Origin of the sequence: Pontibacter qinzhouensis, assembly GCF_008017455.1 — a bacterium.
GTDB classification, from domain to species: Bacteria; Bacteroidota; Bacteroidia; order Cytophagales; family Hymenobacteraceae; genus Pontibacter; species Pontibacter qinzhouensis.
Map to the genome: position 1 here is coordinate 1 of NZ_VRTY01000052.1, position 26790 is coordinate 26790.

A 26790-nucleotide genomic window follows, 5' to 3' on the forward strand; every position below is an offset into this window, starting at 1 on the left:
GGTAAAGGTGATCCGGGTAATGCTTTGCGAGTTGTTCCGTATTGCCAGCCACCTGGTGTGGTACGGCACTTTTGCGCAAGACGTGGGGCAGCTCTCGCCAGTGTTTTATATGTTCTCCGACAGGGAAAAAGTATTTGAAATAGTAGAGGCCATCTGCGGTGGACGCATGCACCCAAACTGGTTTCGCATTGGCGGTGTGGCGCAGGACCTACCCATTGGTTGGGAAAAACTCATCCAGAACTTCCTCGATTATTTCCCGAAACGGCTCAAAGAATATGATGGCCTGGTGCTGAAGAACTCACTTTTCAAAGCCCGCACCCAAGGCATCGGCATTTTCACGAAAGAAGAAGCCATAGAATGGGGCGTGACAGGTGCTAACCTGCGGGCCTGCGGTTTTGAGTGGGATTTCCGGAAAAAGCAGCCTTACTCCGGCTACGAAATGTTCGACTTTGATATTCCCACTGCCGCCAACGGCGACTGCTACGACCGGGCACTGGTACGGGTGGCGGAGATGCGCCAGAGCATGCGCATTATTGAGCAGTGCCTGAAAAACATGCCCGAAGGTTCCTACAAAGCAGACCACCCGCTCACCACGCCACCCATCAAAAAAAACACCTTGCAAGATATAGAAACGCTCATTACCCATTTTCTGGGCGTGAGTTGGGGGCCAGTAATACCCTCCGGCGAGGCCATGAGCTGCATCGAAGCAACCAAGGGAGCTAACGGCTACTACCTTACCAGCGATGGCAACACCTCCCCGTACCGGGTCAGGATCCGCACTCCCTCGTTCCCGCACATGCAGATGCTGCCTTACATTACCAGAGGCTACACCGTAGCCGACCTGCTCTCCATACTTGGCGCTATGGATTATGTGCTGGCCGATATTGACAGGTGATTTTTTGATATGGAGATCTTTTGATTTGAAAATTTGGAGATGTGGAGATTTAATGATTTTAAATTATCATGGCGCGAGCGTCCCCGCTCGTAACGACTATTCCGTGGCCTCTGGCCGCTTTTTAAAAGCTAAAGTTCGGCCAGAGGCCTCAAAATAAAAGGCACGAGCGAGGACGCTCGCGCCATAAATAGTCTATCTAACATCTATAATCTAGCATCTAACATCTAAAAAAATGCTGACCACGGAGGAAAAACATCAAATAGAGCACGAAATAAGTCTGGTGCCGACCAGAAAGGCTGCCTGTATTGAAGCCCTGAAGATTGTGCAGCAGAACCGGGGCTGGATATCTGACAGCAGCCTGGCAGAGGTGGCGGAGTTTGTAGACATGTCGCCGGCTGAACTCGATAGCGTGGCCACCTTCTATAACCTGATCTTCAGGAGGCCAGTGGGGAGGCACGTGATCCTGCTCTGCGACAGCATCAGTTGCTATGTGATGGGTTACGAAACTATCCGCGACCACCTCTACAGCACCCTCGGCATAAAATACGGCGAGACGACCGAAGATGGCCGCTTCACCTTACTACCCAACGCCTGCCTCGGCACCTGCGACTGCGCACCAGCCCTCATGATTGACAACGATTTGTACCGGAACCTGACGGTGGAACAATTGGAAGAAATTTTGAACAAATACACCTAAACCCTAAAGAGGCCCGCTATGGAAAAACCTCTTACCCAACACATTGTACCCAGCCGAAAACCGCTCAGCCTAAAAGAGTATGAGGCCGTGGGTGGCTACGCCTCCGTCAGGAAAATACTGCAAGAACTGACGCCAACGGAAGTGCAAAACCTGGTGAAGGACTCCAACCTGCGTGGCCGCGGCGGAGCCGGGTTTAACACAGGCCTGAAGTGGAGTTTCGTGCCTATGGGACCGGACGCGCCCGCTACCAAATACCTCGTGGCAAATGCAGACGAGATGGAGCCTGGCACCTTCAAGGACCGTGTACTGCTGGAAGGCAACCCGCACCAGCTCATTGAAGGCATGATCGTGGCGGCCTATGCTATTCAGGCAAACATCTCTTACGTGTTTTTAAGGTGGGCTTATAAACTCGCCGCCAAAGAAATAACCCGGGCCATAGCAGAAGCTTACGAAGCCGGTTATCTGGGGAAAAATATTCAGGGCTCCGGCTACAATCTGGAAATGCACCTGCACACAGGAGTAGGCAGGTACATGTGCGGTGAGGAAACAGCTCTGCTGAATGCTTTGGAAGGAAAGCGGGCCAACCCACGAGCCAAACCTCCTTTTCCGCAGGTAAGTGGTCTGTATGGCAAACCGACCATTGTGAACAATGTGGAGACACTCTGCTGCCTGCCGCACATCATCAACAATGGAGCTGAGTGGTTTAAAGGCCTGAGCAGAAGTGCCGATGCCGGCACCAAACTCTTCGGCGTGAGCGGCCGCGTAAAAACGCCCGGTTGCTGGGAGTTACCCATGGGCACCACCATCCGCGAAATTCTGGAAGACTATGCCGGAGGCATGCAAGAGGGTTACCTTTTCCGGGGGCTTTTGCCAGGCGGGGCTTCTACAGATTTTCTGGTAGAGGAGCACCTGGACCTCCCCATGGACTATGGCTCCATACAAGCCGCAGGCAGCAGGATGGGAACAGGCACTATGATTATACTCGATGACCAGACCTGCCCCGTCGGGTTCGTCCACAACCTGCAGCACTTCTTTGCGCAGGAGTCCTGCGGCTTCTGCACACCATGCCGCGATGGGCTGCCCTGGGTAGAGCGGCTTCTGCTAGCTATCGATAAAGGCGAAGGTCGACCAGAAGATATGTTGGCGCTTGAATTCCATACAAAATACCTTGGACCCGGTAACACCTTCTGTGCACTGGCACCAGGAGCCATGGAACCTCTGCAGAGCGCTCTGAAATATTTCAGAGAGGATTTTGAGCAGCATATTGTAGAACACCACTGTCCCTGGAGCACCGTATGGCAACCATCTATATAGATAACGTTCCTTATGAAGTAACCGCAGGCAAAAACCTGCTCGAAGCCTGCCTCACCCTGGGCTTCGATTTACCCTATTTCTGCTGGCACCCGGCCATGGGCTCCATTGGCGCCTGCCGCCAGTGCGCCGTAAAAGTGTACCGCGACGAGAACGACAAAACGGGCAAGCTGTTTATGTCGTGCATGGAGCAGGTGCGCGATAATCTGCATATTTCCATTGCCGACATGGAGGCCAAAGAGTTCAGAGCGCACGTAATCGGCTGGCTCATGACCAACCATCCCCACGACTGTGCTGTGTGCGACGAAGGCGGCTCCTGCCACCTGCAGGACATGACCGTGATGACCGGCCACAATTACCGCCAGTACCGCTTCGACAAAAAGACCTACGTAAACCAGTACCTGGGGCCGTTCCTGAACCACGAAATGAACCGCTGCATACAGTGCTACCGCTGCGTACGCTACTATAAAGATTATGCCGGAGGAAAAGACCTTGATGTGTTCGCTGCCCACAACCACCTCTACTTTGGCCGCCACGAAGACGGTGTGCTCGAAAGCGAGTTCAGTGGTAACCTGGCGGAGGTTTGTCCAACGGGTGTTTTCACGGACAAAACCTTAAAGCAGCACTACACCCGCAAATGGGATTTAACTACCGCCCCCTCTGTATGCCACCACTGCAGCCTGGGTTGTAACATAGTGGCCGGAGAGCGTTACGGCTCGTTGCGCAACATTACCAACCGCTACAACGGCGAAGTAAATGGCTATTTCCTCTGCGACAGAGGCCGATTTGGCTATGAATATGTTAACAGTCTAAGCCGGATCCGGAAATCGCTTATACGCACGCAGCTTCCTGAGGCCACCGATAAATACAAAGCTTTACAGGCTGCAGCCAGCGCTATAAAAGCCGGAAGAGTAATTGGGATAGGCTCACCCAGAGCTTCAGTAGAGTCTAATTTTGTACTCAGAACTTTGGTTGGCGAAAACAATTTCCATCATGGGGTGTCGGATGTGGAGCATGACCTGGCGGAGCTGGCCCTGCGAATTTTAAGAACCGGCGCTGCCCGCACCCCCTCCCTGAAAGAAGTTGAAAAAGCCGATGCCGTGTTTATTCTGGGTGAAGACCTGACCAACACGGCTCCTATGCTGGCGCTGGCCGTGCGGCAATCGGTGAGGCAGCAGCCGCTGCTGGAGCAGGTATCGAAAGCGAATATACCTGTGTGGCAGGATGCGGCTGTACGGGCGCTGGTGCAAACCGAAAAAGGGCCGCTCTTTATTGCCGCTTCCACCAACACCAAATTAGACGAGCTGGCCACTGCCACCTTCTTCGATTCGCCAGATGCCATTGCGCGTTTAGGTTTTGCCGTGGCCCATTTTATTCATGAGGAATCTCCAAACGTAAATGGCCTTACCGAACAGGAGGAGGCACTGGCCCAGCAAATCGCCATGACCCTGCTGGCCGCAGAAAATCCGCTTATTATCTCAGGAACCTTTTCTGGCAGCGACCGTGTGCTAAGGGCCAGCGCCAATATCGCTAACGCATTGTGTGCGAAAGAAAAGGCTGCCGGCCTTGTGCTTACCCTACCCGAATGCAATAGCATGGGCCTTGCCATGCTAGGTGGCCATAAACTGGAATCTGCCTTCGAGGCCGTATTAAATGGCTACGCCGATACCATTGTGATTCTGGAGAACGATTTGTATCGGAGAGCTGGAACAGAAAGGGTGAAGCAGCTTTTTGCAGCGGCAAAACAGGTTGTGGTGCTCGACCACCTGCACCATGCCACCACCGAACAGGCTCATATTCTGCTGGCTGCAGGTGCCTTTGCCGAAGCAGACGGTACCTTGGTTAACAACGAAGGCCGGGCACAGCGCTTTTACCAGGTGTACCCTACCACCGAAGATATTCAGGAAAGCTGGCGTTGGCTTTTTGAAATAGGCACTATTGTCGCCCACGACCAGATAATACAGTGGGAAAGTTTTGAAGATCTGCAGAAAGCCATGGCGAAAGAGATTCCTCCGTTGCAGGGGGTACTTGCCACAGCACCACCTGCCGACTTCAGAATGGCCGGCCAGAAAATTCCTCGGGCGCCGCACCGCTTCAGTGGCCGCACCGCCATGTTGGCTAACATTAACGTAAGCGAACCCAAGCCACCCGAAGACCCCGATAACCCCATGACCTATACCATGGAGGGCTACCGAGGGCAACCACCTTCTTCTATGATTCCCTTTTTCTGGGCGCCCGGTTGGAACTCGGCACAGGCCACAAACAAATACCAGCAGGAAGTGGGCGGTCCCCTGCGTGGCGGCGACCCGGGTGTTCGGCTCATAGAACCAGATCCGATACCTGAAGAAATCTTCTCGATGGCTGTTCCGCAAAATTTTCAGCCACTGCCCGACCACCTGTTCATACTCCCGCTCTACCACATTTTCGGATCGGAAGAGCTGAGCGCAAAATCGCCTGCTGTAGCAGAACGCATACCCAAACCGTATGTGGCGATTAATAGCGACGATGCTTTGCGGCTGAAGCTGGAAGAGGGGCAATCGCTGTCTTTCAGCATAGAAGGGATAGCGTATGAGCTGCCTGTAAAATTAAACTCAACCATACCTTCCGGTACCGCAGGTTTGCCCATTGGCTTACCTGCCATTGCTTACACAGAACTACCTGCCTGGGCCATTTTAAACAAACAAATCCAATGGAAGCAGCAGCACCAAACTACTTTCTGATAATTGGTGGTATCCTGTTCGCGTTGCTGAACCTGGCAGCCGGCCTCATCTGGATAGAGCGTCGGATGCTGGCACTCTGGCAGGACCGCTATGGTCCCAACCGGGCAGGCCCATTCGGAATTTTAATTGTGCTGGCTGATTCGCTGAAGCTATTCTTTAAGCAGGACTGGATTCCGCCTTTCGCTGATAAACCTGTGTTTGTACTGGCTCCTGCCATTGTGTTTATAACCGTTCTGATGAGTTTCGTTGTTATACCGTTCTCACCGGAAGTTGTGGTAGTAGACCTGAACATCGGGCTGCTGTTCTTCCTGGCAATGTCGTCGATGGGGGCTTACAGTATAATTCTGGGTGGCTGGGCCTCCAATAACAAATACTCGCTGCTAGGCGCCATGCGTGGCGCTGCCCAGATGATCTCGTACGAAGTATTTATGGGCCTGGCATTGATGGGTGTGGTGCTGCAGGCTGGTTCTTTTAACCTCGGCGACATTGTGGAAGCCCAGCGTGGCCTGTGGTTTTTCATTCCGCAGATCATTGGTTTCTTCATCTTTTTTATAGCCGGTATAGCCGAAACGCACCGCCTGCCCTTCGATATACCAGAGGCAGAAAGTGAGTTGGTGGCAGGTTTCCACTCGGAGTATTCGGGCATGAAATTCGGGATGTTTTTTATCGGGGAGTATATCGGCATTACCCTCATCTCCTGCATGGTAGTCACGCTTTATTTTGGCGGCTGGCTGGGTCCGGATTTTCTGCCACCGATCGTGTGGTTCATCCTGAAGGTGTTCTTTTTCCTGATGATCTTCATCCTGCTCCGCGCCTCCATGCCCCGCCCCCGCTACGACCAGCTAATGGAATACGGCTGGAAAATCCTGCTCCCCCTCACGCTGCTCAACCTGATGGTTACTGCCGGTATCGTGCTGTGGATGGGATGGTGAGTTTGGAATTTTGATTGAGTGATTGAGAGAATGAATGAATGGCTAATTGGGAATAAAGAGCAGGTCAGAAAGACCTCGCTGCTCCTCCGAGCGTCTGAGTAAAGCTTCAATAAAGCCTTGGCTAAAGCTAAATACAATTAGGATATCTATTTATACCCTTGGATGTAAAACAAACAAAAAGCCTTCGGAAGGCCATTTTCTTTAGAATAATTAGGGAAGCCTAGACTCTAGCATCGATATATTACGCAGCGCCTGTTTCAAGAAACCATGTAAAAACAAAACGCTAGCAGGTCTGAAATACGCTGCAAGGTTTAATCTAGCCCTTGACACTAAATAGAGCAAAACACCTTTGGAAGGCAGTTTTCATTTGAATAATTGAAAAGTCTATCATCTAAAATCTAGCATCTAACATCTTAAAAAGGAGCAACTATGTTTAGTTTACTGCGCAGTATGTGGATTACGTTTCTGCATGGGTTTCATAAACGAGATACCATACAGTACCCGGAGGAGAAGGTAAAGCTAACGACCAGGTGGCGCGGCAGAATTGTGCTGACCCGGGACCCGGACATGGGCGAGCGCTGTGTGGGCTGCTACCTGTGTGCCGCCGCCTGCCCCGTAGACTGCATCTCGCTCCAGGCTACCGAAGACGAGAACGGCCGCCGCTATCCGGAGTTTTTCCGCATCAATTTTTCGCGCTGCATCTTCTGTGGCTTCTGCGAAGAGGCCTGCCCCACCACCGCCATCCAACTCATCCCCGACTTTGAAATGGGCGAATATAACCGCCAGAACCTGGTGTATGAGAAAAAGGACCTGTTGATTGACGGGCAGGGCAAGTACCCCGGCTACAACTACTACAAAGTGGCTGGCGTGGCTACCGGCGTGAAAGGAAAAGGCGAAGGTGACCAGGAAAGACCTCCTGTAGATACTAAAAGCTTAATTCCCTAATCCTATGGAAACAACATTTTATATAGCCGGAGCGGTTGCCGTAATCGCCACCATTTTAGTAATTATGAGCTATAACCTGATTCATGCACTGCTGTACCTGGTGGTGTCTTTCCTGGCGGTGGCCGTAGTGTTTTTCACCTTGGGAGCTACGTTTATGGCGGCACTCGAAGTCATTATTTATGCCGGAGCCATTGTGGTGCTTATCATTTTTGTGATCATGATGCTCAACCTCACTTACGAGGATGTGCAGCAAGAGCGGTCCTGGATGAAGCCTTCGGTTTGGATAGGTCCTTCCATCTTATCTTTTGTGTTGCTGGCGGAGTTGGTATATATGGTTGTAGCAACAGAGGCTCCACAAACAACTGGTGCGGCCATAGATGCTAAAGCAGTTGGCCTGGCGCTGTATGGCCCTTATATGCTGGGGGTGCAGCTGTGCGGTATCCTGCTGATGGCAGGCATTGTGGGTGCCTACCACCTGGGCAGGCAGAAGAAGAAAGTGGTACACCGTTTTCTGGAAAGGAGCGCAGCCTCATGAGCAACATCCCCATGGAAGCAGGCTTATTGTTGGCTGGCATTCTCTTTATGCTCGGCATGGTCAGCGTTATGATCAGGCGCAACATCATTTTTATGCTCATTTCGGTAGAGATCATGCTCAATGCGGCAGGCCTGGCTTTTATAGTAGCCGGCAGCCACTGGGCGCAGCCCGACGGACAAATCATGTTCATCTTCATCCTTACTATGGCAGCCGCTGAGGTATCGGTTGGCCTGGCCCTCATCCTGCAGATTTACCACCAACTGAAAACCCTCGACAGCGACGCAGCTAACTTTATGAAAGGATAAACACAATGGCAGCATTCCTCTGGTTAATTCCCGCATTGCCCTTTGCCGGTGCCCTCCTGCTGGTGCTCCTCGGCTCCCGCCTGCCCCGTGCCCTGGTTACCGCCATAGGTGTGGGCAGTGTGGGTATTTCGGCAGCCATCACTTTGCTGCTAGGCTTCGAATATCTATCTGAAAGGCCTGCATTTTACCACCAGGAGCTTTGGAACTGGTTTAACGTGGCAGGTTTTAGTCCTTCAGTTGCTTTTCATTTAGATGCGCTCTCGATGGTGTTTATCTTCGTCATTACGTTCGTCGGATTTCTGATTCATGTATACTCCACCGAGTACATGGCCGATGACCCCGACTACACCCGCTTTTTTGCCTGCATGAACTTGTTTGTAGGCTCCATGCTGGTACTGGTGCTGGCAGATAACATGCTGCTGCTCTACCTGGGCTGGGAAGGTGTGGGTCTCTGCTCTTATCTGCTTATCGGGTTCTGGTACAAAGAGCCAGCCAACGGATATGCTGCCCGCAAGGCATTTTTAATTACCCGCGTTGGCGACACAGCCATGGCTATCGGGTTGTTCATGCTCTTCCAGACTTTCGGCACGCTGCATATTCAAACTATTTCTACCGAAGCAGTGCAGGTATGGGAGGTGGGCACGCAGCTGGCGGTTATTATTGCTTTTCTACTTTTAGGCGGAGCGGTAGGTAAATCGGGGCAGTTGCCACTGCAAACCTGGCTGCCCGATGCCATGGCCGGCCCTACGCCTGTTAGCGCCCTGATACATGCCGCCACCATGGTAACAGCCGGTGTGTACCTGATTGCCCGTATGCATGTGCTCTTCGAACTGGCTCCCGCTGCGCAGATGGCAGTAGCTGTTATTGGAGCCGTTACTTTGCTGCTGGCAGGTTGCGCTGCCCTCACCCAATACGACCTGAAACGGGTACTTGCCTACTCCACCATCAGCCAGATCGGGTACATGTTTCTGGCGCTGGGTGTGGGAGCCTGGTCGGCAGCCGTTTTCCATTTTATGATACATGGGTTCTTTAAAGCCTTGCTGTTTTTATGCGCAGGTGCCATTATTCTGGCGCTGCACCACGAGCAGGACATGCGCCGCATGGGTGGGCTGCAAAAGAAACTACCGGTGGTGTTCTGGACCTTCCTGATCGGGGCTGCCTCTCTGGCCGCTGTTCCGCTGGTATCTGCCGGTTTCTATAGCAAAGATCAGATCCTGTGGCTGCAACTGGCTGGCGAAAATGGTAGTATCTGGCTCTACTTGGCGGCCTTGCTCGGTGCGTTTATCACCTCCGTCTACACTTTCCGGATGGTGTTCCTCACGTTTTATGGCGACAGCAAAACCCATGTGGGGCACCAGCCAACACTGGCCATCCGGTTGCCGCTTATTGTGTTGGCCGTGCTCTCGCTGGCAGGCGGCTTTATTGAATTGCCGCACAACTTCGGGCACGTGGTGCTGTTCTCCGATTTTCTGTCGCCGATTTTGCCTGCGGTGAGTGTGGTGCCCGATTTTAGCAGGTATGAGTGGATGCTGCAATTGCTGGCGGCCACGGTATCGCTTAGCGGTATCTTTATCGCTTACCTCATCTACCTGAAGAAACCGGATCTGAGGGCCAGCATTCATCGCTCCGATACGGCCATGGCGCTGCACCGCTTCTGGCACTCCGGCTGGGGTTTCGATAAGCTGTACGACATGCTGTTGGTGCGGCCTTACGTGTTCCTGGCAAAAATAAATAAACAAGATGTAATCGATAGTTTCTACACCTTTATTGTCCGCCTATCGGAGTTTTTTCACCTGCTATTTGCACGGTCGCAGAATGGCCTGCTGCGCCATTATGTAATGGGTATTGTAGTAGGCGCCATCATGATCTTAACTATAACCATACTCTTATGATACTGCTCTGGCTTATCGTACTGCTGCTGGCTGGCGGAGTGTTGGCCTGGGTGGCGCAACGCTTTCACCCAGCCTCTCCCCGCTGGATTTCGCTGTTTACGCTGCTGGCCGCCCTGCTGCTCACGCTCATGCTATGGTCTAACACAGGCGCCTCCCTTACTGACTCCGCCTGGCTCCTGCGGCTGGAACAACCCTGGGTTCCGCAGTGGGGTGTGGGCTTTAGCCTCGCGCTGGACGGGCTGAGCCTGCTTATGTTGGTGCTTACGTTTTTCCTGGGGCTGCTGGCGGTGCTTATTTCCTGGCGGGAAATTCAACACAAAGTAGGCTTTTTTCATTTTAACCTGCTGTGGGTGCTGGCGGGCATTACAGGCGTTTTCCTGGCCATGGATCTGTTCCTGTTTTACTTTTTCTGGGAGGTAATGCTCATTCCGATGTACTTCCTGATCGGGATCTGGGGGCACGAGAACAGGAGATATGCCGCTTATAAGTTTTTCCTATTTACACAGGCAAGTGGGCTGCTCATGCTGCTGGCCATCCTGGGGCTTTACTTTATGCATGGCAACCAGACAGGCACCTTCACTTTTAATTATTTTGAACTTCTGAATACTGCCCTCACACCCCAGGCTGCGCGCTGGCTTATGTTTGGCTTTCTGGCTGCTTTTCTGGTAAAGCTACCGGTGGTACCTTTTCACTCCTGGCTCCCCGATGCCCACTCTCAGGCTCCAACAGCAGGCAGTGTCATTTTGGCCGGACTCTTATTGAAAACCGGGGCCTATGGCCTGCTGCGTTTCGTGCTGCCGCTTTTCCCAACTGCCACCGTTGAGTTTGCTCCCTACGCTATGCTGCTGGGCGTGATCGGCATAATTTACGGAGCCATTCTCGCTTTCTCCCAAACCGACCTGAAAAGGCTGGTTGCCTACACCAGCGTCAGCCACATGGGTTTTGTAATATTAGGTGTCTTTGCCTTTAACGAGTGGGCGCTGCAGGGCGTGGTGATGCAGATGATTACCCACGGCCTCAGCACAGGCGCCCTGTTCATTCTGGCTGGGTTTCTCTACGAGCGCCTGCACACCCGCGACATCAGGCAGATGGGCGGCTTCTGGGCAACGGCTCCTAAAATGGCGGTGGTGGCGCTTGTGTTTGTGATGGCCTCGCTTGGTTTGCCAGGCTTGGGAAATTTTATAGCTGAATTTCTGACGCTGGTGGGGGCCTGGCAGGCAAACAACTGGCTCACGGTTTTTGCTACCATAGGGCTGGTACTGGCTACAGCCTACTCGTTGCGCATCATGCAGAAAATTTTCCTGGAGAAGAACCTGGAGCAGACCGTGCTGCCGGACATGAACGCCCGCGAAATGCTGATTGCCGCTCCTATGCTGGTGCTGATCCTGTGGCTGGGCCTGTACCCTCAGCCGGTGCTCGACCTGGCTAAACCGGCTATAGAGGCGCAGCTACAAGCCTATAATACGCCTTTGGTACCGGAGCCAGAAGAGCCTTCTATCCAAACAGCGTTTTACCTGCCCGCTACCGATTCTGTTTATTTTCAAAACCTGAACGAAGCTTTTTATGAACGCAAATGACTTTCTCCACCTGATGCCCTTACTTATTCTGACGTTTGGTGCCATTATGAACATGCTGGTTATTTCTGTCTGGCGTAATCATAAAATCATTTATGTGATCACGGCCATGTCTTTTCTGGCTGCGTTTGGGTCTTTGTTTGAGCTGCAGGTGCAGGGAGCATATTCCATTGATCCACTACTGGTGATAGATGGCTTTGCCGTGTTTTATATGGGGCTGGTGCTCCTTACGGCGCTGCTTATAAGCATGCTTTCTTATGCCTATTTTGAGCAGCGTGAAGAGCGGAAGGAAGAGTATTATCTCTTGCTGATTTTGTCTACGCTCGGTGCTTGTGTGTTGGTTATCAGCACCCACTTCGCCTCTTTGTTCCTGGGCCTCGAAATACTGAGTGTAGCACTGTATGCTTTGATCGCGTACCTCCGCAAACGCGAACGTTCCGACGAAGGTGGCATTAAATACCTGATTCTGGCCGCTTTTTCATCAGCTTTTCTCCTGTTTGGAATGGCCCTGGTATATGCCAGCACCGGCACCATGGAATTTGCGGCCGTAGCCATTGCCATAGCCGGTCTTACAGAATTGCCGCTCCTGCTCCTCACTGGCTTCGGGATGATGATCGTAGGCGTTGGGTTTAAGCTGGGTGTGGTACCCTTTCATATGTGGACTCCTGATGTGTACGAAGGTGCCCCTGCCCCTGTCACGGCGTTTATTGCTACTGTTTCAAAAGGTGGGATGATAGGTTTGCTGATCCGTTTTTTTATAGAAGTGGATGGTTTCCGGTACCCTGTGCTGGTGCTCATATTCACTATTATTGCCATTGCCTCTATGTTTACAGGAAACCTGCTGGCGCTACAGCAGCAAAACGTAAAACGCCTGTTGGCTTATTCTTCTATCGCGCATATGGGCTACCTGCTCGTAGCTTTTCTGGCCGGGAACGAGATGGGCGTGCAAGCCGTATCGTTTTACCTGGTGGCTTATTTTATTACCACTGTCGGAGCTTTTGGCATAATAGCCATGCTCTCCGATAAAGTGCGCGATGCCGAGCAACTCAGCGACTTTAAAGGTTTGCTATGGCGCAGACCCTGGACGGCTACCATTTTTATAGCTATGCTGCTGTCTTTGGCTGGTATTCCGCTTACAGGTGGCTTTGTAGGCAAGTTCTACATCCTGGCAGCTGGTGTGCGTACAGAACTTTGGTTATTAGCAGTGTCGCTGGTCATTAACAGTGTGATTGGCCTTTATTATTACATTAAAATCATAGCTGTTATGTTTCAGCCCGCTGAAGAGGCCACCATAATTCCCTACAAATTGCAACCCTCCATTTATGTGGCTAGTATGGGCACGCTCACTCTGCTCACCTTGCTGCTCATCGGCATAGGCGTATACCCCACTGCCCTTCTTCAGTTAATCAGCACTGTCTTAGAAACGTTTCAGGTAGTAGCTTACAGGTAAATTTTAGCCATAGTAAGCTTGGTGCAACTAACTTAACCGAGGCATCTACCCTTGGACACATCCAGCCTAAAAACCGTTGGAAGGCTATTTTCATTTGAATAATTTGGAGAGGCAATAGTGCTTTGCCAAATTATTCTAATGAAAACGGCCTCCAGAAGGTTTTTCATCAGAATTTCGCCAAGGGTCTACCAGGTATGGTTTTTTAGAATGCACTTGGTGTAACACAACCGGAAGACTGCTTTCACTTTACTGCACCACCAGCTTTCTTGTCCAGGTTTTATTGTCTGTTACGACCCTTACACCATAAAGACCTTTCGCCACAGTTTTGAGGTCGAGTTGCAAGTGCTGTGCCTCCTGGAACTCCTGCACCAGAACAGCTCTGCCGGTACTCAGCTCATAGAATGTAACGCGCACCCTTGGGTGAACCTCTTCCAGCGCCAGTTTTACCATGCCACCCGGTGCCACAGGATTAGGATATACCGTAAAAGCTTCTTTATCCTGTATATTGACCTGAGTGGTAGCAGCCAGCATTTCTACAAGTGGTGCGTGTTCGTAGGGCGACAGTCTGTTGCCGCCAATAGGACGTTCTAAACTACCACCAGGCAGTTGCCACCCCACGGCCAGGTTATCGCTGCCGCCACCCTCTTTGTGCAGCGCTTCCATATAATAGCGCCTGCCAGCCTGTAACCGAATGGGCTCTGATTGCTGTGCGTTGTAGCGTGTCCATTGCCTTGCATAGGTCCAGCTTTCTACATGGGCAATTTTCTGCTTTTGGGCTGGGTCATCGGAGGTACTGAGCCAGAGTTCTGCCACATCATCGGCAGCTATCCAGAAGGTATAGTCGCCTGTTTCAGGGGCACGTACATAACCCCGAACTCGCTGGCCGTAATTATTTCCGACGTTAGAAGGGGTTTCAAAGGCCATTAGCTCTCCGACTCGCGTCGGGGTGCTTTCAAGGGGAATTGTAGAGATACTTGGCCCATGCACCTCTGCCCAGAACTCATGCAAAATGGTACCGGTGCCATCGTAAGGCATTAGTCTGTTACCGCCAATGGGGCGCTCTAAACTACCGCCAGGCAGTTGCCAGCCCACGGCCAGGTGGTCGCTGCCGCCACCCTCTTTGTGCAGCGCCTCTATGTAATAGCGTTTGCCTGCTTCCAGTGGTATGACCACAGACTGCTGCGCTTCGTATTTGGTCCACTGCCTCACATTTGTCCAGCGATCTACCTGCGCAATTTTTACTTTCTGAGCAGGATCTTCAGAGGTACTGAGCCAGAGTTCTGCTACATCGTCTGCCGCAATCCAGAAGGTATAGTTACCAGTTTCAGGAGCCCGCACAAACCCTCTGATTCTTTGGCCGTAATTATCGCCGATGTTCGACCTGGCTTCAAACCTTGTTAACTTACTTGTGCTATCGGGTTTGCGATGAAGCGGGATACTGCTCGTGCCTGTTCCGTGTACATTTGTCCAGAGTTCTTGCGAAATAGTGCCGGTGCCATCGTAGGGTGCCAGTCGGTCGCCACCGATGGGCCTTTCCATAGTACCGGAAGGCAGTTGCCAGCCGACTGCCAGGTGATCGCCTCCGCCCTGCTCCTTGTGCAGTGCCTCGATATAGTAGCGCTTACCAGCTTCCAGCATTACCTTTGCTGACTGCTGCGTCTCGTATTTTGTCCATTCGCGTGAGTAAGTCCAGCGATCTACCTGGGCAATTTTTGCTTTCTGTTCCGGATTTTCGGAAGTGCTTAGCCATAGTTCCGCCACATCATCGGCGGCAATCCAAAAAGTATATTCTCCTGATTCCGGGGCTTGTACAAAGCCGCGTACCCGCTGCCCGTAGTTGTCGCCGATATTTGCCGGAGTCTCGAACATAGGTAATTCATCTGCTGTAGTAGGTTTTGTGTGAATGGGAATTGCACTGATAGACGGACCATGCACGTCAGTCCAGAGTTCACGCGTAATGCCACCCGCTCCCACACCCGGTTGCACCTGCACTGTAACCGTAGAAACACCTACAATACCCTTTCTTGGATCTATGGCCTGGGCTGTTATATTATAAGTTCCTGCAGCTAAACTTGTCAGGGTAAAAGTAAAAGGAGCTTCTCTGTCGTCTCCTGCAATTTCGCCGTTTACCAAAAACACGACCATCACCAGGTTAGGGTAAGTCGGATCGTGCGTTGTGGTTACTTCTATAGTAGCAGGAGAAGTAAAGGTGGCGCCGTTGGTTGGTGAGGTAATGGTAATAACCGGCCTTTCGCGCACTTGTACGGTACCCTGCAGTACATATTCACCTACCGAGGCATAATCAGAGTGCTCTCCTGCATCGCTTCTTCTTCCTTCCACCTGCAGGAAATAAGTTCCGGCTGGCAAATTAGTGTTGAGGTAGGCACTCATACCTCTTTCATCTCCAACAGCTATTACCTTGTCTTCAGCATTCTTAACGGTGAGCCGAATTGCCAGATTAGGATGTTCGGAGGTTGGCCTGACCGTTATTGAAGCAATGCCGCCAGGTGTTTCAAACCTAAAAACATCGACATCGGTGCGTGTTGCAATTAGCCCCTTGTTGCCTTCTGATTCTAAATCTCCTTCTGAGGTGAGTAGCAGGCGGCTTGCCGTGCTGTTGCTGTTGCCATGGTCATCGGTGCGGAGTCCGACTCCCGGAAAAGCAGCTATGATGCCCAGGTCATCTTCAAAGTTATTTGCATGAGTATATTCGCCTTTGCTCCATTGCACCACCGGCATAAAAAAACCTGCTCCCATAATGGGTGCCCACCTGTCGTGCCCGTAGTAGTACTCTTCGGGCGGATTGGTTCGGCCATCGTGCAGCAGGTTGAGGGTGTGCCCGACCTCATGAGAACCTGTTTCTCCGGCATATTTACCAAGTAGGGCATTCCAGACCCAGCAGGGCGTTTCGCCATAGGAGGAGCTACCCCAGTTAAAGGAACCAATATAGGCTACCCCACCCCAACCCGGAAAAAAGTAATTTGTCGGTGTAAAAATAACGCGCATACGCCGGTTTGGGGCTGTTTTATTGAACACGGCTTCATCTGTCGTCACGTTCAGCTCGAAGGGTTTAAAATCTTCTGCCATTATTTTCCAGGCCTCTACCATTTCCGTTACTGCCAGGTCAGATGGTGCCGCTTCTATGGTTTCTCCTCTGGTAAAACTATCGTTCCAGATGGTGTTTTTTACTGTATGGCCGTCAAAATCTAGAAATATGACAGAACGGGCTCCGGGCAGGCTCTCGAGCACAGGAATATTGCCTGCTCCTTTAGTAGCCTCTGCTTTAACAGGACCCGCACTTTCAGGTACTTTCGGAAAGCCCATGCAAAGGACCGAATCAATTTTTTCTTCCTGCAGGTACACCAACTGCTGGTCTGTGGCCACATACCTGAAATACTTTTTCTGGTCTACCAGCAGAATAGAGCCCGACACCTCGTTTGCCCCTATTTTAAGGTGGAACTGGCTATTCTGAATTGCCTCTATCTCGCCATAAAAGGTTTCTGAAACAGCATCTTCTCTGCTCGATTGCACGTTTATGACAAGTGGCTCCTGCCCCGGCAGGCGATGCCTGATCTGGTTATTGCTGCCCGACCTGGACCTGGCAGTAGCCTGTGCTGCTTTAGATTTGTACGCCGCCTTCACCTCGGAAATGGTGCCTATCAACAAGCCTGCATCTGATTGCGAAAAACCCGGAGAGGCACTTCCGAAAATTAACATTAGCAGGAAGAAAAAAAGGTAAGCCTGTTTCATATAAAAGGGATTTTAGATTTAGTATTAAGCTGAATTGTAGCTGTTTTACACCAGCACACTCGTCACAAATGCAAAAGGCAAAACATCCTACTCAGGATGATGCTACTCCTGGTTGATTTAAAAATTTAGAAAATGACATCATGGAAAGAATTATAAAATGACATCATGGAAAGAATTAATACAGGCGATTTGAGAAGCACATCCCTTTTGAATTTAATTAAAAAGTTATATTCCAAAATACATTACTTCTAATACCCTTTATTTAATATGTCGATTCTAAGAATAAGTTTCAAATATGTTATAGATATGGGTAAACGTACATTAATAGTTAGGCAAAGTGGTGGTAGCTGGTTTTATAATGGAGGCAGCAGGTAGTAGATAACCTATGCTAAGAATGGAGCAGGCAGACCCTTGGCGCTAAAAGTCATTTTTCTTGTTGGAAGGCCATTTTAATCTGAATAATTTAACTTGCAGCCGCAAAGACCTGGTACGGCTCAGCCCGCCACTACTATTGTTTATTACACCTGGTGTTAAAAGGTTCACCTGGCAAGTACTGCTGCCAAGGCCTTTGCAAAAGACTTTAACAGCAGGTAAAGCAACTATTTTAAAGCAAGGCCGTTGCTCAAAGATAACGGCCCGGGCTGTTTTTTAAGATTAACTTAACGCTTACACTATATGAAAAAATATCTACTGGCCGGCTTTTTAGCCGGTAATATGTTCCTGCTCCACTCATGCGCCACCAACCCTGTTACAGGCAAACGTGACGTTATGTTTATGTCAGAAAATCAGGAAATTGCTATGGGCCAGGAAACCGACCCACAGGTTGTGGCGCAGTTCGGCCTGTACGAAGACCCTGCCATGCAGCGGTTTATAAACGAGAAGGGGCAACAGATGGCAGCCGTTTCGCACCGCAGCCACCTAAAGTACGAGTTTAAAGTTGTTGACTCACCGGTAATAAATGCCTTTGCCGTGCCCGGAGGGTATGTATATTTTACCAGAGGCATTATGGCGCACTTCAACAACGAAGCACAATTTGCAGGTGTACTTGGCCACGAAATCGGGCATATTACGGCCCGCCACTCTGCCAAGCAGCAAAGTAAAAGCATACTGGCCCAGGCCGGTCTGATCGTAGGCATGGTGGTTTCGCCTCAGTTTGCACAGTTTGGTGAAACCGCCTCGCAGGGCCTGGGTCTTCTGTTCCTGAAATTCGGCAGAGACGATGAGCGGGAATCAGATAAATTAGGGGTGCAGTACTCTACTCAAATTGGATACGATGCCAAAGAGATGGCCGATTTTTTCACCACGCTGCAACGCCAGCAGGAAGGAAGCGGCCAGGCAATACCCGATTTCCTGTCGACGCACCCGAACCCCGGCGACCGCTACAACACCGTAAACCAACTGGCTGCTGAAGAAAAGCAGAAGCAGAACCAGACAAACCTGCAGGTAAACCGAAACAGCTACCTGAAACTGATAGATGGCCTGGTGTATGGCGAAGACCCGAAACAGGGCTTTGTAGAAAACCAGGTATTTTACCACCCCGTGCTGAAGTTTCAGTTCCCCATACCTGCTGCCTGGGGCTATATGAACTCGCCACAGCAAGTCCAGATGGCACCAAAAGATGGGAAAGCCATGATGATGCTCACGCTGGCCCCTGGCAAAACCCTGGAGGAAGCAGGTCAGCAGGTACTGAAAAACTACCAGCTCGAACTCGTGGAGTCGAAGCAGGTAACAGTTAACAGCTTGCCTGCACTGGCTATGGTGGCAGACCAGAAACAGGAACAGGGAGTGATCAGGACCCTAACCTACCTGATTCAGTTTGGCGGCAACATTTACCACATCATGGGGATTTCGGCTGCTAACGATTTCAACAACTATGCGCCGCAGTTTACCAGCACCATGCAGAACTTTAAAGAACTGACAGACCAGGCCAAGCTGAACAAAAAACCAGATCGTGTCCGCATTAAAACAGTGGCACAGGCATCAACGCTCTCGCAGGCACTGCGCTCCTTCAACATGCCCGACAGTAAATTTAATGAACTGGCCATTTTAAACGGTATGCAACTTACTGATAAGTTAGAGAAAGGAACACTCATAAAAGTGGTGGAGCAGTAACCCTACCTTAAGAACAGTAAAAAACGATAAGATTAGCAGCTACTGAAAAAGAGTAGCTGTAACGAGTAAAAGAGAAAGGCGCAGGAACATCAGTCCTGTGCCTTTCTCTTTTATACCTGCTTTTTTTATATGCAAAGTATTCTCTTCGTCTCTGTCTCCAAGTTCTGTCCTCTTACAAAACTTTTTGTCGCAGCTACAGGGGAACTAGGAACAAGCAAGCAAAATATGTCGGGTAAACCCTTGGCAGCAATTTGATGAAAATCCTTCTGGAGGCTGTTTTTATTCGAATAATTTAAAAGCTGATACTAGAACAGGTAAATTTATCAGACAAAGCTTCCATGTTTTTACTTCCCACTTAACTTCCTTCTGCGAGTTAGAATATATCACCGGAAAGCCATATCCTATCACTTTGTTGGAGCCCCAGCTACAGAGCCAGAACCTGCTGCCAGATTTCCTCATTAACCGGTATCCCCTCCTGCTCATTCTGCTGCCGTTTGGCAAGTGTACCTTCACCTGGGTATCGAATGTTTGTGCCTGCCTGTTCGGGCTGGCTGCTCCTTGCATAGCTTATAATTTCTTCGCTGATGCCGTGGTCCAGGTTATCGGCGTTTATGCACAGAAACAGCTGCGATACGCCAGCCTCTGATCCGGCTCCTGTAATTTGTGCTACGGTTCGGCCACCACTGAGCGAGGCCACCAGTACATCGATCATCAGCGACAAGCCTGCTCCTTTCCAGAAACCAACCGGCACCGGACGGCCACTATCCCGGATGGCGGCCGGGTCGTGGGTTAAGTTTACTGCTGTGTCGTAGCCTCCAGCTACTGGCAGCTGCGTGCCATTCAGTTCATGCTCCTGCAGCTTTCCGTAAGAAAACTGCGACATGGCCATGTCCAGTACCAGATGGCCGTCGGGGCGGGGCGCAGCCAGCACCAGCGGGTTGTTGCCCAGGCGAGCTTCGGTGCCACCCCAAGGCGGCATATTGGCGATGGTGTTGGTGGCGCAAATGGCAACACAACCTGCCTCAGCTGCCTGCCAGCCGTAAGTGCCTCCACGCATCCAGTGGTTCGTGTTCCGGACAGCCACTGCGCCTAAACCATTTTGTTTTGCCAACGCAATAGCCCGTTCCATAGCACGTGTGGCTGTGTACATGCCAGGGGCTAAATTTCCGTCCCAGCGTTCCAAAGCGCCGTTTTGCTCCAGGCATTCTGGTTCGGCCTGCGGCTTAACCAGGCCATCCTTCACCATTTGCACGAACACCGGAAACCGATTAAGGCCATGCGAATAAACACCGTCGCGGCTGTTTTCAGCAAATATACGGGCACAAAGGCTGGCGCGGGCCTCGTTAAACCCAAGCGATAGCAAAACCTTTTTAAACTGTGCCTGAAGTTCTTTATAGGTAACTTTCATACATTATTGATTTTAAAATCCTGCCCATACTGCTTGTGGCCTTTTATACCACCTGTAAAAAGTATTTATACGCGGGCGATAACCCTTGACACATAATCTGGTCTTTTACCTTTGGAAGGGCATTTTCATTTGAATAATTTAAAGAGAGCCTCCCTATAAGTGCGCAGGCAAGTCCTGTTTTAAACTTTAACCCAGACCGAGTATCTTCAACTGGCCGAGTAGAATGCTATTTTATCTATAGAAATTAAATTACAAACTTTTTATTTGAAATAAGCCTTGAAATCTTACGAAAATTTGAAAACAATATATCGTTTATTGTATTAAATGCTTAAAAAAAGGCTATTATTGCAAAAAATCTCAATTTATGGATGCTTCTGCCAATACTACGTTACAAATCTACAACAAGCAGGTAGGTCTTAAATTTCAGCTCTACAACAGCCTTTTCACTGCGCTACCTTTTCACAGAGTAGAAAAAACAGGTGTTCTGCTTTCTGTTTTCCTTATTCATTGCGAAGAAGGCTTCAGCAAGAAGCAAAGCCCGAGCGAAGTTATTACCTCGTTTGTAAAGCAGTATACCACCTACGAAACAGAACAGGAAATGCTTGACCTGCTGTTCCGTTTTGTGCAGTATGCCGAGCGGCAGGTGGTATTGTTCGATGCCCTCGAGGATGCAGCTTACCGCGACATTCACGATATGAACGGCATCGGCACTATTAAGCACCTGGAGTCGGAGGTACTGCATACCAGTTCGCAGGAAAAGCTGGCAGCGAAGCTGAAAGACTTTTCGGTGAGGTTGGTATTAACGGCGCACCCCACTCAGTTTTACCCTAGTGAAGTTCTGGGCATTATAAACGACCTTTCGAAAGCGCTGTTAAACGACAATACCTCGCAGGTTAACAGTTACCTGCGGCAGTTGGGCAAAACGCCTTTCTTCAAAAACGAAAAACCAACGCCCTACGACGAAGCCATGAACCTGATCTGGTTCCTGGAAAACGTTTTTTACCAATCGGCAGGCAAAATAATGTCGTACCTCCATAGCCAGTTTCCGAAGGAAGTAGACAGTAATAATCCGCTTATACATTTAGGTTTCTGGCCTGGTGGCGACCGCGATGGCAACCCTTTTGTGAACGCGCCTACTACCCTTAAAGTAGCTGATGCCCTACGCGGAGCCATTATTAAATCTTATTACCTGGATGTACGCCGCCTGAAGCGCAGGCTCACGTTTAAAGGTATTTCTAATGTGCTGGTGGCCTTGGAAGAGAGGCTGTACAACAACCTGTTCGTGCCAGGCTACAACCTCGACCTGAGCAAAGAAGAGGTACTGCACACGCTGCAGCACATCCGGGCCAAGCTTATAAACGAGCACAACAGCCTGTTCCTGAACATGGTCGACAACCTGATTCATAAGGTGGAGCTGTTCGGACTGTTCTTCGCCTCGCTTGACATCAGGCAAGACAGCAGCATCCACTCTGAAGTGTTAAAAGCTATTGCAGAAACAACTTCTGCCCTGCCGCGCAATTACGACGACCTGGCCGACGACGAAAAATTAGAGGCCCTGCTGAAGATAAAAGCCACCGTGCCTCCATATGTACTCGACAACGACCTGCACCAGGATACGCTGGAAACAATGAAGGCCATTAAAAACATACAGCTCCACAACGGCGAGAATGGTTGCCACCGGTATATTATCAGCCACAGCACTAAACCCCTCGACATAATGGAGGTTTATGGTTTGTTTATGCTCAGCGGCTGGAAACCGGAAGAACTGAACGTAGATATTGTGCCGTTGTTTGAGACCATTGACGACCTGAAGCATGCCGGTGCCGTTATGAAAGCCCTGTATGAGCATGAGGTATACAGCAAACACCTGAAACGCCGCAACAACATCCAGACAATTATGCTGGGCTTTTCGGATGGCACAAAAGATGGCGGCTACCTGATGGCGAACTGGAGCATTTACAAAGCCAAAGAAGAGCTAAGTTACCTATCGCAGCAATACGATGTGCAGGTGGTGTTCTTTGATGGCCGTGGTGGGCCTCCTGCCAGAGGTGGTGGCAGAACACACCAGTTCTATGCTTCTATGGGTCGTAATATTTCGAATAAGGAAATACAGCTTACCATACAAGGGCAAACCATTAGTTCTAACTTCGGAACTCCTGATGCTGCACAATTTAACATCGAACAGTTAATGCACGCCGGTATCAGCAATGCGCTTTTCCATACAAAAGAAACTACCTTAACCGAGGAAGAGGAAGACCTGCTGATGCGCTTGTCGGATGAAAGTTTTAAGACGTACAGCACCCTGAAGAACCATCCGGACTTTCTGGAGTACCTGCTGTATGCCAGCCCCTTGCGCTACTACGCCGAAGCTAACATAGGCAGCCGTCCGTCTAAGCGCAAGCCAGGCAAAATGAACCTCAACGACCTGCGGGCTGTGCCTTATGTAGGTTCCTGGAGCCAGCTGAAGCAGAACCTGCCTGGCTACTACGGTGTAGGAACTGCCCTGGAGAAACTGGAAGCAGAAGGCAAATGGGAAGAGATAAAGGCGATGTACAAGCACTCCCTGTTCTTTAAAACACTTATGGATAACTGCGAGATGGCCATGACGAAATGCTTCTTCCCATTAACGGCTTACCTGGCGAACCACCCTAAATACGGGGAGCTGTGGAACATGATTTACGAGGAATATGAGCGCACCAGAGGCTGCCTGTTACGCATGGCTGGCACTGAAACACTGATGGAAGACAAACCTGTAAATCAGCTTTCGATACAGATGCGCCAGCGCATTGAGTTGCCTTTACTGACCATACAACAGTTTGCACTAACCAAAATACGTGAAACAGAGGAGCAGAAACTGGAGCTGCCCAGCAAGGACAAGTATGAAAAACTGGTGATGCGTTGCTCCTTCGGTATTATTAACGCCGAACGAAATTCAGCTTAAGACAGTGTTTTCTGCTTAAGCACCACGTTACCTGGTAAGACTTCAGGTATTTTGAAGTTATAAAAGAGCAGTTAATGACGAATTTTTCAGCCTGGCCTGGTGAAGCACCTCATGCTACACCAGGCCGGGCTTTTTAGATATAGGACCTGCATGCGGTGCAGTAGCAGCAGGCAATACTTCCTGCGCGTCGAACTCGAGTGTGAATTCTGTTCCTTTGCCTTCTTCGCTTTCCACGCTTATTTTACCGCCCAATATCTCAACCTGCGTTTTCACCATAAACAAACCCATGCCCTTACCTTCGGTATGGAAGTGGAACCGCTTGTACAGGCCGAAAATTTTATCGTTGTACCTGGCCAGGTTAATGCCCAGACCATTGTCGCTGAACACCAGTTGTACCTTGTCTTGAATAAGTTTTCCGGTTATCTGGATGTGCGGTGGCGCATCTTGCCGGCGGTACTTAATGCTGTTAGATACCAGATTGTAAAAGATACTATAGAGGTAACTTTTTAAGGTATAAAATTGGTCAAGTCCGTTAAAATGGGTAGTTATAACGGCTTTCTCCACCATAATCCGGTTCGCCAGCACCGTTTCTATATCCTGCACCAGTTCTGATAGCGACACATCTTCTTTCGCTTCTTTAATTTCCTGCCTTATCTGCAAAATGTTGTTCAAATCCAGAATAACTTCGTCAAGTTTCAACACCGATACCCGGACGCCTTTCAGGCATTCCGCAAAGCGCTCTGTGGTCGGGCTCAACTTATCCATCAGGTTGGTAAGGCCCAGAATGTTTACAACCGGTGCCCTTAGGTTATGGGATATGATGTAGTTAAACTGCTGTAGATCTTTGTTTCGCTGAATAAGGTCGGCTGTAACTTTGTCTTTCTCCTGCTGCGACAGAACACGTTCGGTAATGTCATGGGCAATTCCATTCCAGCGAATCACCTTATTGTCCTGGTCCAGAAATACGTCGTACTGAATAAACAGGTGCCGCTCCAGCCCATCTTTCCGAACGATCCGGCATTCAAAAGATGAACCATGGGTTTGCTGCGCAAGTTGCCTGCTGATAGCAGCAACGGCAGACCTGTCGTCTGGGTGCACCAGGTTATAAAATGCACTTACTGATGGCGTTGTCTCGGCAGCAGTAGTTCCCAAAATTCTGAAGGTTTCCTCAGACCAGACAGTTTCGCCGGTCTTGAAATTATGTTCCCAGCTACCCAGATGTGCCAGCGCCTGCGCCTCCTTTAAGCGGTTAGAGCTCATTTCGAGTTCGTGCATGGCTTGCAATAAAGCAGAGTCGCCTTTCTTCTTATCTGTTATATCCCACCTGATAGAGAGAAACTGGTAAGGCACTCCTTTCTCATCCAGAAAAGGAACAATGGTGGTGTCTGTCCAGTAAATAGAGCCGTCTTTGGCCTGGTTTCGGATCTCTCCTTTCCAGATAATGCCTTGCTGCTTTGCCAGTTCGATCTTTTTTATAACATCATCAGCATTAATAGCCGGACTTACAGTTAGGTGCCTCTGCCCTATTAGCTCCTGGCGGCTGTACCCCGAAATTTTAATAAAGTTATCGTTTACGTACCTTAGCCTCCGATCCTGATCTGTTATGGCCACGATAGAAGATTGGTCGAGGGCAAACTTGTAATCTGATATTTCTTTGGTTCTTTCCAGTACCTTTTGTTCGAGGGTGGCATTCAGGCGCTTAATAGTTGCTTCAGCTAATTTAGAAGCCGAAATATCTACGAAGGCACCAACCATACAGTCTTTGCCGTTTAACTGCAGCAATTCGCCATGAATCAGAATATAGCACAACTCCCCGCTCCTTTTGCGTACCTGCAGCTCCTTGTTGGCACCGCCTCCTATTATTTTAACGCCTGCCAGCAACGAGACATAGGCTTCCTCGTCATCCCAAAGTTGTAGACTGGCCGTAGTTTTCCCTACCACTTCCTGGCGGGTAAAGCCAAAGAAACTCAGGAAGTTCTCGTTCACATCCAACAACCTATCTTGTGTTACCTCACATATATAGAAGTTAACGGGGCTCTTGTAAAATAAGGTAGAGAAGAGCAACTCGCTTTCCTTCAGCTTCTCTTCGGCAAGTTTTTTATCTGTTACATCGATGTAAGAGAGCAACAAGTAAAGCTTGCCTCCCAGGTTAATTTTATCGACACTAAAGCTTAGGTATTTTTCGCTATCGTTTATGTTCAGTTTAATTTCGTAGTCTTTTATCTGCTCATTTTCAGATAAAATCCTTTCCATATTTAGCTGATCTTCAGGGGCGGCTTTAACAGCAAAGTCTTCAGGTCTCCTGCCTATTACGCCCTCCTTCCGGTTGTTGAAAAAACGGAGCGAAGCCTCGTTTACGTCTACTACTGTACCCAGGTCAACATCGATTAGTGTTAACATGGTGGCACTTTTATAAAAAAGGGTCGAAAACAGCTCCTGGTTCTCATCGAGCGTTTGCTCCGCCTTTTTCCGGGTAAAAAGAGAGCGCTTTATCTGGAAAAAATTAAACAGGAATAAAAAGAACATCCCCATCGAAAAAACAAGAAATACCCGGAACGCCCGATCGATTTCTTTTTGCCTGGCCAGGTCGGTGGCAGCAAAATTCTGCCGTTCCAGTTCTTCAATGCTGTTAATGTACTTTTCAGCCTGTTGCAGCAACTCCGATTTTTGCTCGAGCCACAGAGAATCCGCTCTTGGCTGGGTGGCTTCTCCTAGAGTTGGCATACCACGCTGTACCGCTTCTACATAGTCTTCGGCATACGCAAGCACCTGCTGAATATAGGCTCGCTCCAGGCTATCGGTTACACCGTTTCCGTGGAGCTGCCGTAGCAGGTTCGGAAAGTCATCAAGCGCCTCGGTATAACCAGCCAGGTGGGAACTGCCACCGGTGAGGAGGTAATTGTTCTGGCTTTCGTTTATGTTGTGTAAGTTATTATTGAGGTTGCCTACAGCTCTAAGTACGCGCAGTGTCACGATCTCAGAATCTGAACGCAGGTAAGCTTGCTTTAAATCGATAAACGACTTCAGGGCAAAAAATGCAATGCAAAGAAACGAGACTAAAAAAACCAAAAGAATGGTATGCTGTGTTTTATCTACTTTAATCATTAAATGGTTTTCATCTGGTAAAAATCGGGTTTCATTTCAACAACAAACCCGGCTGGGCTTATCGTGAAACTAAGTGGCTGGGTGATATAAGGTAAACGGAATTAGCAAAACAAATAGAAAGCTCAGGAAAAATGCTGGCTCCTACCTGTTTCTTTACCGGTAGAGATGAGTAGTTCCAATTGTTGTCAGGCACCGTACGAGTTGGCAAGGCAGTAAAG

General features: G+C 49.8%; 16 protein-coding genes. 13 read left to right on the forward strand and 3 right to left on the reverse strand.

Going from position 1 to position 26790, the window contains the following annotated elements; all coding sequences use genetic code 11:
* The 11 genes from FVR03_RS14035 to FVR03_RS14085 all read left to right on the forward strand — a co-directional run.
* On the forward strand, nt 1-895 hold an 895-nt coding region (locus FVR03_RS14035), incomplete at its 5' end, for an NADH-quinone oxidoreductase subunit D (RefSeq protein WP_147922392.1).
* A gap of 232 nt (nt 896-1127) precedes the next feature.
* Nucleotides 1128-1592, forward strand: a complete 465-nt coding sequence (gene nuoE, locus FVR03_RS14040; RefSeq protein ID WP_147922393.1) for an NADH-quinone oxidoreductase subunit NuoE — start codon at nt 1128-1130, stop codon at nt 1590-1592.
* Between the two features lie 18 nt (nt 1593-1610).
* Nucleotides 1611-2906, forward strand: coding sequence for an NADH-quinone oxidoreductase subunit NuoF (gene nuoF, locus FVR03_RS14045; RefSeq protein ID WP_147922394.1), 1296 nt, complete (start codon nt 1611-1613; stop codon nt 2904-2906).
* Nucleotides 2888-5623 (forward strand): NADH-quinone oxidoreductase subunit NuoG, encoded by a 2736-nt coding sequence (gene nuoG / locus FVR03_RS14050; protein WP_147922395.1) that lies wholly within the window; start codon nt 2888-2890, stop codon nt 5621-5623. Before nuoF ends, nuoG begins: the two co-directional genes overlap by 19 nt.
* Entirely contained in the window at nt 5593-6555 is a 963-nt protein-coding gene (nuoH, locus tag FVR03_RS14055) for an NADH-quinone oxidoreductase subunit NuoH (RefSeq protein ID WP_147922396.1), read from the forward strand. The genes nuoG and nuoH overlap by 31 nt, the downstream gene beginning before the upstream one ends.
* A gap of 429 nt (nt 6556-6984) precedes the next feature.
* On the forward strand, nt 6985-7500 hold the full coding sequence (nuoI, locus tag FVR03_RS14060; RefSeq protein WP_147922397.1) for an NADH-quinone oxidoreductase subunit NuoI: 516 nt from the start codon (nt 6985-6987) through the stop codon (nt 7498-7500).
* A 4-nt stretch (nt 7501-7504) separates the two neighbouring features.
* The gene (gene nuoJ / locus FVR03_RS14065; protein WP_147922398.1) at nt 7505-8035 is read left to right on the forward strand and encodes an NADH-quinone oxidoreductase subunit J; all 531 of its coding nucleotides are present in this window, start codon (nt 7505-7507) and stop codon (nt 8033-8035) included.
* Nucleotides 8032-8340, forward strand: a complete 309-nt coding sequence (nuoK, locus tag FVR03_RS14070) for an NADH-quinone oxidoreductase subunit NuoK (protein ID WP_147922399.1) — start codon at nt 8032-8034, stop codon at nt 8338-8340. The genes nuoJ and nuoK overlap by 4 nt, the downstream gene beginning before the upstream one ends.
* Before the next feature lie 5 nt (nt 8341-8345).
* Nucleotides 8346-10232 (forward strand): NADH-quinone oxidoreductase subunit L, encoded by a 1887-nt coding sequence (nuoL, locus tag FVR03_RS14075; RefSeq protein WP_147922400.1) that lies wholly within the window; start codon nt 8346-8348, stop codon nt 10230-10232.
* A complete protein-coding gene (gene nuoM, locus FVR03_RS14080) occupies nt 10229-11809 on the forward strand; it encodes an NADH-quinone oxidoreductase subunit M (protein WP_147922401.1) in 1581 nt (526 codons plus the stop codon). Before nuoL ends, nuoM begins: the two co-directional genes overlap by 4 nt.
* Nucleotides 11796-13256 (forward strand): NADH-quinone oxidoreductase subunit N, encoded by a 1461-nt coding sequence (locus FVR03_RS14085; protein WP_147922402.1) that lies wholly within the window; start codon nt 11796-11798, stop codon nt 13254-13256. The genes nuoM and FVR03_RS14085 overlap by 14 nt, the downstream gene beginning before the upstream one ends.
* A 246-nt stretch (nt 13257-13502) precedes the next feature.
* Here the strand turns inward: FVR03_RS14085 and FVR03_RS14090 are convergent, their stop codons facing one another.
* Complete coding sequence (locus FVR03_RS14090; RefSeq protein WP_147922403.1) at nt 13503-17006, reverse strand: PA14 domain-containing protein; 3504 nt, start codon at nt 17004-17006, stop codon at nt 13503-13505.
* A 675-nt stretch (nt 17007-17681) separates the two neighbouring features.
* On the opposite strand from FVR03_RS14090, the gene FVR03_RS14095 reads away from it, so the two are divergent.
* Nucleotides 17682-19118, forward strand: coding sequence for a M48 family metalloprotease (locus tag FVR03_RS14095; protein ID WP_147922404.1), 1437 nt, complete (start codon nt 17682-17684; stop codon nt 19116-19118).
* 424 nt (nt 19119-19542) lie between these two features.
* Here the strand turns inward: FVR03_RS14095 and yiaK are convergent, their stop codons facing one another.
* A complete protein-coding gene (gene yiaK, locus FVR03_RS14100; protein WP_147922405.1) occupies nt 19543-20526 on the reverse strand; it encodes a 3-dehydro-L-gulonate 2-dehydrogenase in 984 nt (327 codons plus the stop codon).
* A 364-nt stretch (nt 20527-20890) separates the two neighbouring features.
* On the opposite strand from yiaK, the gene FVR03_RS14105 reads away from it, so the two are divergent.
* Nucleotides 20891-23467, forward strand: coding sequence for a phosphoenolpyruvate carboxylase (locus FVR03_RS14105; protein ID WP_147922406.1), 2577 nt, complete (start codon nt 20891-20893; stop codon nt 23465-23467).
* 114 nt (nt 23468-23581) lie between these two features.
* Here the strand turns inward: FVR03_RS14105 and FVR03_RS14110 are convergent, their stop codons facing one another.
* Nucleotides 23582-26572, reverse strand: a complete 2991-nt coding sequence (locus tag FVR03_RS14110; protein WP_147922407.1) for a PAS domain S-box protein — start codon at nt 26570-26572, stop codon at nt 23582-23584.
* Between the last annotated feature and the right edge of the window lie 218 nt (nt 26573-26790).